This is a genomic window from Niabella aquatica (assembly GCF_054779315.1).
Window position 1 is genome coordinate 159571 of the sequence record NZ_BAAGYM010000020.1, and the last position, 12826, is coordinate 172396.

The 12826-nt window shown below is 42.4% G+C and carries 11 protein-coding genes and 1 tRNA gene; 5 read left to right on the forward strand and 7 right to left on the reverse strand.

Translation table 11 applies throughout. From position 1 onward, the window contains the following. Positions 1–179: 179 nt before the first annotated feature. Positions 180–1859 (reverse strand): GMC oxidoreductase, encoded by a 1680-nt coding sequence (locus tag ACYVBM_RS16075; RefSeq protein ID WP_460686709.1) that lies wholly within the window; start codon positions 1857–1859, stop codon positions 180–182. 193 nt (positions 1860–2052) lie between these two features. Continuing rightward, positions 2053–2475: a hypothetical protein gene (locus ACYVBM_RS16080; RefSeq protein ID WP_460686710.1), complete on the reverse strand. Its 423-nt coding sequence runs from the start codon at positions 2473–2475 to the stop codon at positions 2053–2055. Positions 2476–2777: 302 nt separating this feature from the next. Between ACYVBM_RS16080 and ACYVBM_RS16085 the strand changes: the two genes are divergently transcribed. Both ACYVBM_RS16085 and aat read left to right on the forward strand, forming a co-directional pair. Beyond that, the gene (locus ACYVBM_RS16085) at positions 2778–3071 is read left to right on the forward strand and encodes an ATP-dependent Clp protease adaptor ClpS (protein WP_460686711.1); all 294 of its coding nucleotides are present in this window, start codon (positions 2778–2780) and stop codon (positions 3069–3071) included. Between the two features lie 48 nt (positions 3072–3119). Then, positions 3120–3764 (forward strand): leucyl/phenylalanyl-tRNA--protein transferase, encoded by a 645-nt coding sequence (aat, locus tag ACYVBM_RS16090; protein ID WP_460686712.1) that lies wholly within the window; start codon positions 3120–3122, stop codon positions 3762–3764. Between the two features lie 121 nt (positions 3765–3885). Here aat and ACYVBM_RS16095 read toward each other — a convergent pair whose 3' ends face one another. Further along, on the reverse strand, positions 3886–4617 hold the full coding sequence (locus ACYVBM_RS16095) for an esterase family protein (protein ID WP_460686713.1): 732 nt from the start codon (positions 4615–4617) through the stop codon (positions 3886–3888). A gap of 157 nt (positions 4618–4774) precedes the next feature. On the opposite strand from ACYVBM_RS16095, the gene ACYVBM_RS16100 reads away from it, so the two are divergent. Continuing rightward, the gene (locus ACYVBM_RS16100) at positions 4775–5554 is read left to right on the forward strand and encodes a class I SAM-dependent methyltransferase (RefSeq protein WP_460686714.1); all 780 of its coding nucleotides are present in this window, start codon (positions 4775–4777) and stop codon (positions 5552–5554) included. Positions 5555–5650: 96 nt separating this feature from the next. On the opposite strand, the gene ACYVBM_RS16105 is transcribed toward ACYVBM_RS16100, so the two are convergent. The 4 genes from ACYVBM_RS16105 to ACYVBM_RS16120 all read right to left on the reverse strand — a co-directional run bounded on the left by ACYVBM_RS16105 (position 5651) and on the right by ACYVBM_RS16120 (position 11018). Next, positions 5651–6868 carry an anthranilate synthase component I family protein gene (locus ACYVBM_RS16105; RefSeq protein ID WP_460686764.1) on the reverse strand — a complete coding sequence of 406 codons (1218 nt, stop codon included), beginning with the start codon at positions 6866–6868 and terminating at the stop codon, positions 5651–5653. Between the two features lie 69 nt (positions 6869–6937). Beyond that, positions 6938–7270 (reverse strand): hypothetical protein, encoded by a 333-nt coding sequence (locus ACYVBM_RS16110; RefSeq protein WP_460686715.1) that lies wholly within the window; start codon positions 7268–7270, stop codon positions 6938–6940. Between the two features lie 81 nt (positions 7271–7351). Next, entirely contained in the window at positions 7352–8614 is a 1263-nt protein-coding gene (locus ACYVBM_RS16115; protein WP_460686716.1) for an adenylosuccinate synthase, read from the reverse strand. Positions 8615–8765: 151 nt separating this feature from the next. Next, a complete protein-coding gene (locus tag ACYVBM_RS16120) occupies positions 8766–11018 on the reverse strand; it encodes a RelA/SpoT family protein (protein WP_460686717.1) in 2253 nt (750 codons plus the stop codon). A 205-nt stretch (positions 11019–11223) separates the two neighbouring features. Here ACYVBM_RS16120 and ACYVBM_RS16125 point away from each other — a divergent pair. Both ACYVBM_RS16125 and tig read left to right on the forward strand, forming a co-directional pair. Next, positions 11224–11305, forward strand: a tRNA-Leu gene (locus ACYVBM_RS16125). A gap of 104 nt (positions 11306–11409) precedes the next feature. Next, positions 11410–12810: a trigger factor gene (gene tig / locus ACYVBM_RS16130; protein WP_460686718.1), complete on the forward strand. Its 1401-nt coding sequence runs from the start codon at positions 11410–11412 to the stop codon at positions 12808–12810. The last annotated feature ends 16 nt before the right edge of the window (positions 12811–12826 follow it).

The following is a 12826-nucleotide window of genomic DNA, read 5'->3' on the forward strand; positions in this document are numbered from 1 at the left end:
TTTATTGATTTTATAGTATGACAGGGAATAATTGATAGATAACCGGTAAACCCTTTAAATAAAAACTATTCTGCATTATCATTGATCTGCGCTTTATTTGTAAAGATGTAGTAGCACAAATAATATTGCTGCCAGCCTTTCCCTGTATTTACCGTCAACTGTCATTCGGCCGCCACAACTTATAAGTTTCCTTTTTTCAGTTCATTTACAGCAAAGTCCGCTGCTCTTGCAGTAAGCGCCATATAAGTAAGCGATGGATTCACACAGGCGGCACTGGTCATACATGCACCATCGGTTACAAACACATTCTTACAATCCCACACCTGGTTGTTGCCATTGAGTACTGACGTTTTAGGATCGCGGCCCATACGTGCAGTTCCCATTTCATGAATGCCCTGCCCAAAACCATATTCACTGTCATAAGTATGTACATCTTTCAATCCTGCGGCCTCCAGCATTTCGGCGCCGTCATTCATCATATCGATACGCATCTTTTTTTCGTTCTCTTTTATTTCTGCGTCTATGTTCAGAACAGGAAGCCCCCATTTGTCCTTCACATTTTTATCAAGGGTTATTTTATTATCATGATAGGGAAGTGTCTCACCAAAAGCACCAAGACCCATGGTCCAGGATCCAGGTTCACAAAGCGCATCTTTAAGCGGTGCACCAATGCTAAGCTCAGCTATCTGGCGTTGCCAGTTCTGCCTGCTGGCCCCGCCCTGGTAGCCAAAGCCACGCAGGTAATCCCTTTTATCATTACCAATATTCCGGAAGCGTGGAATATAGATACCGCTTGGCTTTCGTCCAAAGTAGTATTTATCTTCATAACCTTCTACCCTGCCCGATGCGCCACAGCGGAAATGATGATCCATAAGGTTATGGCCTAACTCACCGCTGCTGCTGCCCAACCCTCCCGGCCAGATGTCGGTAGCCGAGTTCATCAGCACCCAGGTAGAATTTAAAGCAGAAGCACATACAAAAACTATTTTAGCGAAGTATTCGTAGGTTTTGTTGGTTTCAGCGTCTAACACTTCCACCCCTTTAGCTTTTTGCGTGTCTTTATCGTAAATGATCCGGGTAACAATAGAAAACGGCCTCAAGGTAAGATGGCCTGTTTTCATAGCTGCGGGCAAGGTCGATGACTGCGTGCTGAAATAGGCACCAAACGGGCACCCGAGCCAACATTTATTCCTGTACTGACAGGCAGTGCGGCCTTCTAGCGGCTTCGTAATATTAGCCACGCGCGCATTGGTCATAATGCGTGAGCCATTGTAATATTTCCTGATCCTGCCGGCCACATCTTTTTCAACACAGTTAAGCGGCATCGCAGGCATAAGATCACCATCCGGATAACCGGGAAAATCTTCATTGCTCCCGTTAATCCCTGCAAACTTTTCAGCATAGCTGTACCAGGCAGCAAGGTCTTTATAGCGCACAGGCCAGTCTACCGCTATCCCTTCTTTAGCGTTAGCTTCAAAATCTATATCACTATGGCGGTAACTTTGGCGTCCCCACATCAGCGATCTGCCCCCTACATGATACCCTCTGTACCAGTCAAAGCGCTTGGTTTCTACGTAAGGGCAATCCTTTTCGTTTACCCAAAAATCGAGATTGGTTTCGTTTAGCGGATAATCTCTTTTTAACACAGGATAGTCTTTGATCATTTCCTGAGTTCTGCTGCCCCGGTGGGGAAAATCCCAGGGGTTTTTATTGGCACTGGTATAATCCTGCACATGCTTGATATCGCGCCCTCGTTCAAGCATTATTGTTTTCAGGCCCTTTTCTGTAAGTTCTTTTGCGGCCCAGCCACCGGCTATACCGCTGCCAATAACAATCGCATCATATACGTTATCTGCCATAAAAAAAGTTCTCCCTTTTTGTAGTTTTCGAATTAATATAACAAGCTATATTTTACAAGCGGTTAAGATATTTAAAAAGATCGAAAGTTAACTGAAGACTTAAAAAAAACGTTGTAGACAGGTGTAAAATGAAACAAGGCCCGGCATGATATGCGGGCCAAAACCTGATTCAGCAGGTAATAATCATTTCCAGCTATCTTTCGAAGATATACACTTCCCTACCTGTAGTTGTAGTACGCTGTAGGGTCATTTTAGTAAAAGACCCAACAAGATTTTCCTGTATATCATATTCATTACCATCATATATAATTGATTTGGTATCAATAAACGAATATGTTTTGGCTTCCGCCGGATTGTCTACTCCATCTTTATTATAAAAATGCACTTTATTATCCGATTGGAACTTTGCATATGCAGCACCCTCTGTAAGGTTGGCAGAAGATATTGGTTCGCTTGAAGTGCCTATATAAACCTGGTAGGTAATATTTTCCCATTTACCTACTCTTGCCGAATTATTAATGGTATCAAGTCCAAGCCCGTCACGCGTTTTACTACATGACGAAAAACCAAATAAGACAATGAAAATCAATAAAATGGATGACAAAAACTGTTTCATAAAGTATGGATTTAGATTAAAAGAAAAAAGGCACCTGTGTTCAAACAAGGAATGTGCCAAACGAAAACTCCATATTGGTTTGTTCAATGCAAAGAACGGGCCTGCATAGCTTTATTCACTGCCAACCTGGATCTGGAAGCGCTGAACCTTTTGTCTGAATAACAGATATCAAGATCTGTTTAAAATACAGAACATTTCAAGCTGCTTTGCTGCTGTGATACCTTATCACTGAAAGCAAAATCTTATATACCTGTTTTAAAATACCTCAAAACAAAATTTGAAGAAAAATTTATCTTTGCACCATGCAAAGCAGCACCTATACAAAGTTTTTAGAAGATGAAGCAGTACTTACAGCTACCGCATCATTGTGCCAGCTGATTGTTTGGAATGATGAAGTGAATACTTTTGAATGGGTGATCGAAACCCTGATGGAAGTGTGCGACCATAGCTTTGAACAGGCCGAACAATGTTCATACATTATTCATTTTAAAGGAAAATATGCTGTAAAAGAAGGTAAATACGATGACCTTAAACCCATGTGCGATGCCATTCTTGACAGAGGTATTAACGCTACTGTTGAAGAAGTGGTTTCATAAACTCTCTGAAAAAATACTCATACTCAAAATACAATCTTCAGTTAGCTAATGGCAATTTTTGCCCTTGATGAATCGGTTACTTTTCCTCCTGTGCACCTGGCAGAACCAGACGGGTTATTGGCAATAGGCGGCGATTTATCTGTAGAAAGATTATTACTTGCGTATCGCTCCGGCATATTCCCCTGGTATAATGAGCCGCCTGTTCTCTGGTGGTGTCCCAATCCCCGCTTTGTATTGTTTCCGCACGAAATGAAGATCGCTAAAAGCCTGAAACCTTTGCTGAACAGGAATGCCTTTGAGTTTACAGTAAATAAAGATTTCAGCCGTGTTATAACACATTGCAAAAATGTGTCAAGGGCCGGGCAGGACGGCACATGGATCAGCCACGAGATCATTGCGGCCTATACCAGGCTGCACGAGCTGGGCTATGCCCATAGCGCAGAGGTTTGGCAAAATGGTGAACTGGCTGGTGGCTTATATGGCATCAGGCTGGGTAAGGTTTTCTTCGGTGAAAGCATGTTCAGCCTGGTAAGCAACGCTTCTAAATATGCTTTTGTTAAATATGTACAACATCTTATCACTGAGGGAGTACAGCTGATAGACTGCCAGGTATATACTGAATATTTAGAAAGTTTTGGCGCATGCATGATTGACGGCAAAACGTTTGATAATATGCTGAGAAACCTGGCCTGACTACCCGGTCTTACAAGATTGTAATGCGTTGGCCGCGAATCATATATAGGATGAGATATATACCACAAATGAAGTGTGCGACGCAAGGCTGTTGATATATATTCTCAAGCCGGCTGAATAATTAAAACTTTGTAGCTAACACATGAGGCAGCATATCTCTCCATGTGGGCCAGTCATGCTTGTAATCCTGGCCCCAGTTCTGAAAATCGTAGTGGATAGCCTTATTGAAAAGGATCTGTGCAAATTCTCCACCTGCACGCGGGTCTTCATACGCTCCGCTCCCGGTTAAAATATGAATATGATGACTGCGCCTTATGGTTTCGAGGATAGCATGATCCGTGAGATTGGGCATATAATGCACCGGGCTGTTGAAATAAACATTGTCGTCCATGTACCCGTCGCTGTAATAAGTAAGATCATACACGCCGCTCATAGCTATAACGCCATTCAGCAGATCGGGACGTTGTAAGAACAGGTTCATGCTGTGCAATGCGCCAAATGAGGCGCCGCTGATAAAGATCGGCGTTTCCCCGCTGGTCACATTCTTGATATGAGGAATGACCTCGTTGTAAATGTAGTTATTCCACTGTATATGCCGGTTTGCCTGGTCCCACGGGGCCATATTTTTATTCATCCAGCTTTCGTTGTTAACGCTGTCCACCGAAAATACCCTGAGTTTTCCCTCATCAATAAAAGGTGCCAGGGAATCGATCATCTGAAACCGCTCGTACTCCAGGTAGTCTGCCCCGGCAGTAGGCACCAGTAATAATGCAAAGCCATAATGACCATAAGATACGATAGGCATATCCTTATGCAGCGATGGGCTGTACCAGCCTGAAATTTCTCTGTTCATGCGAAAAGTTTCTGTAATTTAAAAATTTATATGGTACTAATGAAATACTTTGCCTGATAATTATGCACGGCTGAATTTTTTCCGCCATAATTATACCCACGCATTTATGCAGTTGCTAAGATGTAGCTATTTTTGCCTGTTCAACATAAAAATCAATATGGCACTGATTCAAACAGCAGAAAGGGTATCTCACATAGATGCGTCAGACAACTATGTATTTCAGCGTTCCTTATTTGCCTATGCCGAAGCGGCTAAGCGGGTACACGGCAACGTGCTGGAAATAGGTACAGGGAGTGGATACGGCATTGAAATGATCGCTTCGAAGGCAGAGCAGTTCGTAACCATAGATAAATTTGAAAACGATAATATTCCCGGTCTTATAAATGCCAACAACCATATCAGGTTTTTAAAGATGAGCATCCCGCCGCTTACAGGTATTGCCGATAACAGCTTTGATTTTGTCATCACCTTCCAGGTAATTGAACATATTAAAAACGATAAACTGTTTGTACAGGAAATTCATCGCGTATTAAAAAAAGGAGGGAAACTGATTGTTACCACCCCTAACAAAAAAATGTCGCTTACCCGCAATCCCTGGCATATTCGCGAATACCTGGTACCGGAGCTTAAAACACTTTTGCTGAAAAGCTTTGACGAAGTGAAAACCTTAGGGGTTTATGGAGATGACACCGTAATGGAATACTATTGGGCTAACAAAAAAGCGGTAGAAAGAATAACCCGTTTCGACATCCTGAACCTGCAATACAACCTGCCGCGCTGGTGCCTGCAAATACCTTATGATATTATGAACCGCTGGAACCGGAAAAAAATGCTGAACAGCGATAACGAAATGGTGTCAAAAATAAAAATGACAGACTATTTCCTGGCAGAAGCAGGTAATGACTGCCTGGACCTGTTTTACGTGGCAGAAAAGTAAAGATTTGAGATAATGCTTACCATTTCACCATTACAATTTCACCGCAGAAGCGGCTTTTGATGTAATAGCAGAGTGACTGAAAATAAAACGGAGCCATCAGCATTCTAATATCTCCTTAATTGCTTTTGCTTTCAGCATGCATTCTTCCCATTCTTTTTCTGCATCGCTGTAGATAGTAATACCACCCCCCGCCTGGAAAGACAGGTATTTTGTAGACTGGTTGTACATAAGGCTCCTGATCACCACATTAAAGTCAAAATCACCATCAGGATCCATATAACCCAGCGTGCCGGAAAATATGCCCCGCCTGCTTTTTTCGTAACGGTCAATCAGGTTCATGGCGCTTAGCTTTGGCGCCCCGGTCATAGAGCCCATAGGAAATGCAGCATCAATAATGGCAGCAAAACCGGTGTTGCTCTTTAATATTCCGCTAACAGTAGAGATCATCTGGTGCACCTGCGGAAAGCTGTAAATGCCAAACAGCTCATCTACTTTCACACTGCCTTCTGTGCAGATGCGTGAAAGGTCGTTGCGTACCAGGTCAACGATCATTACATTTTCGGCTTTATCTTTTTCGCTTTGTAAAAGACGAGACCGCTCGTGAGTTATATCGCCATCATGAAGCAAATCACGCTTGAGCGTACCTTTAATAGGCTGGCTGACAATAGTACGGCCTTGCTTTTTAATAAAGCGCTCGGGGCTGGCGCACAGCAGCCACTTATCTGCTACCCTGTACAAACCCGAGAACGGGTTAGGAGAAATATGATTCAGTTTTTCAAACAGCAGGAACGGGTCCACCTCAACATGCCTCGCAAAAAATTCCTGGCAGAAATTAACCTCGTAACAATCACCCCGCTGTATATGGCTTTTAAGCCGGTTAATAATGGATACATACTCATCACGGCCCATCTTGTTTTCAACGGTAACAGCACGGGTTGCTGTTTTACTTTGTCCTGATTTCTGTTGCTGCACAGCTTGAAACACGGCGTCCGGATCATCCGCTATAATTTCCAGGATACCCCTCTTAACATTGAACACTATTTCCGGCTCAAAGAAAAACAGATCGGGGAAAAGCAGGAGGTCTTCTTTTGCTGCATGGCTGGTATTTTCCGAAGTAGCCAGCTCATATCCCATATGGCCGAACAGCCAGGATCTTTTTTCATCTATGAATTTTTGAAAATCATTTAAAGCATCTTTTGAAGAAGAAGTGTACACACGCAAGGATCCTGCCCCAATCAACATTTCATTATCATTGTTATACTGGTTGCTGTCTAAAAAGCAAAAAGTGCTGAACTGTTTTAGCCAATTCAACACTTTCTGTTTAAAAACATTTATATCGCTTAATGCAAATTTGCGCTGCAAGAGATACTCAAATAAATGGGATTAAAAATCATCGTCGTCGTCATCAAAATCATCTTTGCCACCTCCAAACAGGTCTTTAAACTCATCGTCTACTTTAAAATCATCATCGTCATCATCGTAAGATTTTTTGCGGCCTCCGGATTTACTTTTCGACTTGGGCAGATCGAACTCTTCAAAGTCTTTATCCCAGTCTTCTTCTTCCTCCGCTTTTTCCCAGTCATCCTCTACTTCTTCGATATCATCCTCCTCCTCGTCGGCAGCCTCCTCTTTTTTTGATTTAGACACTTTTTTTACCGGCTTTTCATCATCGAAAGCCTCTTTTTCACTTGATTTGGATTTATTTGATTTTGCCATATCTAATAAATTATACTGTAAATTTTAGCCGAACTTTTTAAACCGCCAAATTTTTAAAAATAAATTTTTTCCTGAAAGAAATTACGCCACAATTAACTGTTCTCTTTCAGGCCCGTTAGAGATAAAATCCACATTTACACCTAAATAGCTATTAATAAAATCAATGTATGATTTTGCTTTGTCAGGTAATGCCTCAAAAGATGTTATCTGGGTTATATCCGCATTCCACCCTTCAAATTTCTGATAAACAGGCACATAATGATCCAGGTCCAGGCGTAACGGGATCTCTTTAAGCTCCTGGCCCCCTTTACTGTAGGCAATACAAACATTCAACTCTTCAAAACTGTCCAACACATCCGCCTTGGTCATTACGATCTTGGTAACACCATTTATCAGGCAGGCAAAATCCAAAGCTACCAGGTCAATCCATCCGCAGCGGCGCGGGCGGCCCGTGGTAGCGCCGTACTCGTTCCCTACATCACGAAGCTTTTGTCCGTCTGCATTTTCAAGCTCTGTAGGAAAGGGTCCGCTACCTACGCGTGTACAGTATGCCTTGGTAATACCGATTACCTCTTTTATATGCTGGGGAGCAATACCCAATCCGCTGCAAACACCGGCAGATATTGTATTGGAAGATGTTACAAACGGGAAAGTACCAAAGTCAACATCCAGCATGCTTCCCTGGGCGCCTTCGGCCAGTACCTTTTTACCTTCTTTAATCAACTTATTAATAAAATACTCCCCATTAACAATGTTCAGCTCTTTTAAAAAAGCTACTGCCTCAAAAAATTCTTTTTCATCAGCCGTTATATCGTCGGTAAAATGATACGTGCTAAGGATTACCTGGTGCTTCTGCTTTAGCTGCTCGTAAAGGTCTTTAAAATTATCCAGCAGCAAATCGCCCACCCGAAGGGCATTTCTGCCTGTTTTGTCCATGTAGGCGGGGCCAATACCCTTTAACGTAGAACCGATTTTGCCCTTCCCCTTTGCCTGTTCCGAAGCTTTATCCAGGGCGCGGTGAGTGGGTACAATGATATTGGTACGCTCAGAAATAAAGAGGTTTTTCTTAAGATCTATGCCAAATTCGGCAACTTTTTCGCATTCTTTTTTCAGGGTGATCGGATCAAGCACTACCCCGTTACCAATGATATTGACCTTTCCTTCGTGAAATATGCCAGATGGTATTTGGTGCAATACCAGTTTTTTGCCGTCTTTATAAAGTGTATGACCGGCATTGGGCCCTCCCTGAAATCGGGCGATTACATCATAATCTTTGGCAAAATAGTCAACAATTTTACCCTTGCCTTCATCACCCCACTGAAGCCCTAAAATAACATCTACCATCTATTAAAATTTTGGTTAAAAAAATGAAGTGCAAAAATAGGGGCTTTTTCATGTACGTTGTACGATGTAAATTGAGCCGGGGAGCAACCGTGTATAACTTTTTTTGAAAACACCTCATGCTTCTTCTTCAATACGAAACAGGTACGCTTACTTATTTCGGCAGATCTTCCGTATCATATCTTTCAACGGTTTCCACCCCATCTAATTTTAAAACACGCTCTACCAGTTCGTCCAGTTCTTCTTTGTCATGTACAAAAACCTTAATGTTGCCTTCAAACACTCCTTCGGTGGCCTCTATGGTAAGCGCTGCAATATTTATTTTGAGTTCGCCTGAAATAAGACTGGTGATCCGGTTCACCATTCCTACATCATCAATTCCCAAAATCTTAATCCCGGTCAGGAAGGAGATCTCTTTATTTTTGGCCCATTTGGTTTTTACGATCCTGTGCCCGTAATTAGCCATCAGCTTAGCAGCGTTAGGGCAATTAGTACGATGTATGGTAAGCCCTTTACCGGTAGTTATAAACCCAAACACATCATCGCCGGGAATAGGCTTGCAGCAATGTGCCAGGTGATACATTATTTTATCGCTGCTCTCCCCAAAAATAATCAGCTCGGCATCTTTAGCAGGTATATGATGGTGCGCAGGGGCAGTAATAATTTCAGATTTCGGTTCTGTAGTTTTTACGGGAGAAGGGGCTTCCAGCCGCTCTCCAAAAACCTTGAATTCCTTCAGTTCTTTGAGATCTATATTTTTAATAGCGATCTGGTAGAACAGGTCAAGATTGGAATTGAGCTTATAGAACTGTGCTATTGCCTCTATATTGCCCTGGTACATGCTTACGCCCATGCCTTCCAGCTTACGCCTCAGCGTATACTTGCCCTCATCCGCTACTTTTTTCTTTTCTTCCTTAAGGGCGTCTTTAACCTTGTTTTTAGCTTTAGGCGTAATAACAAATTTGAGCCAGTCTTCCGATGGGGTTTGTTTATTGCTGGTAATAATTTCTATCTGGTCCCCGCTGCTTAGTTTATGGCTAAGCGGTACCAGCTTATGGTTTACTTTGGCGCCGATGGTTTTAGCACCAATGGCCGAGTGAATAGCAAAAGCAAAATCCAGCGCGCTGCTGCCAGCAGGTAACATCTTAATATCTCCCTTAGGAGTATACACATAGATTTCCTCGGTTAAAAAACTGGTTTTAAAGTCCTGCAAAAAGTTTACACTATCCGGATCATCATTATTAAGCGCTTCGCGTATTTGCTGGAACCACTTATCAAAGCGGTTCTCAGTAGCAGTACCTTCCTTGTATTTCCAGTGTGCGGCCAGCCCTTTTTCTGCAATCTCGTTCATCCGCCTGGTACGTATCTGCACTTCTACCCACTTGCCGCGCGGCCCCATTACAGTAGTATGCAACGCCTCATATCCATTGGCTTTAGGATTACTGACCCAGTCGCGCAGACGCTCGATAGACGGGGTATATTCATCGGTAATTAAAGAGTACACTTTCCAGCACTCTTCTTTTTCTTTTTCAGGCGGACTGTCTAAAATGATCCTGATTGCAAAAAGATCGTACACTTCTTCAAATGCCACGTGCTTTTTTTTCATTTTATTCCAGATGGAATGAATATTTTTAGGTCGCCCGTATATTTCGAAGTTGAAGTGATTTTTTTCCAGCTTTTCACGTATAGGCTTGATAAACTCGTTGATGTAGCGTGTTCTTTCCCTTTTTGACTCGGCCAGGCGTCGGGCAATATCTTTATAAATATCCGGCTCCAGGTACTTCATTGCCAGATCCTCAAACTCGGTTTTTATAGTATACAAACCCATACGGTGCGCCAGGGGCACAAATATGTACATCGTTTCGGAAGAGATCTTCAGCTGCTTTTCCCGCTTCATGCTATCCAGCGTACGCATATTATTCAAGCGGTCAGCCATTTTTATCAAAATAACTTTAGGATCATCTGTAAGCGTAAGCAGTATCTTTTTGAAGTTTTCTGCCTGCTGGGAGGCAGTCGTATCAATTACATTGGAAATCTTCGTCAACCCATCTACGATCTTTGAAATCTCCGGTCCAAACTCCCTTTCTATATCCTGCAGTGTAACATCAGTGTCCTCCACTGTATCATGCAGCAGGGAACAAATAGTAGAGCGTACTCCCATACCAATTTCTTCCACGCAAATTTTAGCAACGGCAATAGGATGTAAGATATAAGGTTCGCCACTTTTACGCCTCATGCTGCTATGGGCTTCAGCAGCCATTTCAAAAGCAGCACGTATTAAATCCTTATCTCCGGGTTTTAACTTATCCTTCAAAAGCCTCATGAGAGAGCGGTACTCTCTTACAATTAGCTTTTTTTCTTCCTCTTCATTTAAATTATACTTGGGTTTTTGCTCTATAGTCTTCATTATCAGCTTTCTTCGTCTATTGTAATTAAGAGATTCCGGTAATCTGCCACTTTCTAACTGAAATATAAAAAATTTGTTGTGAATCTGCAATAAAAAATTGTGAAACGCCGGTTAGCCTCAACCTGCCACCGGCTGTCAGGAAATTTTTTTAGCCTTGCAATATTAAACAAAAGTCTTACTTTTGCAGCCCAATTTAAGTTCTTATCCGGATGTGGTGAAATTGGTAGACACGTCAGACTTAGGATCTGATGCCGCAAGGTGTGGGGGTTCGAGTCCCTTCATCCGGACTGTTCTAAAGTTTAAGGTTTTGAAGTTTAACACCTGCCTGCAGGCAGACAGGTTTGAGATGAGCTTTTAAACTTTAAACTTTTTAAATTTTTTAAACTTTTACATGGCTACAATTACTAAAGAATCCATAGGCCAGTTACACGAAAAGATCAGTATAAAGATCGATAAGGCCGATTATTTCCCTTCGTTCGAAAAATCTTTGAAAGAATACAGTAAGAAAGCAAGCATACAGGGCTTCAGGCCCGGCAAAGTGCCTGCCGGACTCATAAAGAAAATGTATGGCCCTTCCTTGTTTACAGATGAGGTGCTGAAATCGGTAGATAAAGAGCTGATCCACTACCTGCAAACTGAAAAAACAGAAATCTTTGCACAACCGCTTCCCCTGGAAACCGACCTGGCAAACCTGGACGTAAACCATCCCGGAGACTACAGCTTCGATTTTGAGATCGGCTTAAAACCCGAATTTCCTTTAGCAGACCTGGAAAAGGCCGATATTACCGGTTACAATATTGATATTACCGATGCTATGATTAATGAAGAAGTGGAAAGACTTCAGAACCGCTATGGTAATATGAACGATAAAGAAGCTGTGGATGGCGGTAACAATGTAATTAATATAACTTTTATTGAATTAGATGAGGCGGGTAATGAGCTGGAAGGCGGTATCAAAAAAGACACCTCGTTATTGTTCAGTTACTTTAGCGAACCGGTTCAAAAAGAACTGAACGGTAAAAAAGCCGGCGACAGCATCAACATTACCTTAGGCGATGCTTTTGAAGATAAGGAGCTGGAATTTATCGCGTCAGACCTCGGATTAAGCAAAGACAGCGAAGCAGATAAAAAAAGAGCTTTTAAATTAGAGATCACTAAGGTTTCTGAACTGGAGAAACGCGAGCTGAACGAAGAGTTTTTCGCGCAGGTTTTCCCCGAAGGCAATGTAAAAACAGAAGAGGAGTTCCTTGCCAGGATCAAAGATCAGATCTTTAATTACTGGGCTTCTCAAAGCCGCAACCAGGTACAGGACCAGATTTTCCACCAGTTAGTAGAGCATACAACTATCGACTTCCCTGAAGCTTTCCTTCGCAAATGGCTGGTAACCCAAAATGCAAATCCCGAAGCCGGTCAGCCTGCAAAAACCGAAGAACAGATCGACAGCGAAATGCCCACCTTCCTGAACCAGTTAAAATGGACTTTGATATCAGAAAAGATCGTAAAAGACCAGAAAATTGAAGTGACACCCGACGAACTGAGGGCTTTTGCGCAGGCACAGCTGTTTAGCTATATGGGTGGAATGATGCCCAATGATGAGGAGCAGCCCTGGATAAAAGACTACATTGACAGGATGATGAAAGACCGCAAATATGTAGAAGATGCCTATAACCGTATTCAGTCTCAAAAAGTGTTTGAGTGGGCAGAAACACAGATCAAGCCTAAAGCCAAACAAATAAGCGCTGATGATTTTACCAAAATGGTGAATAAGCATCAGCATGAACATCATCATTAACAGATTCGTAAAATCA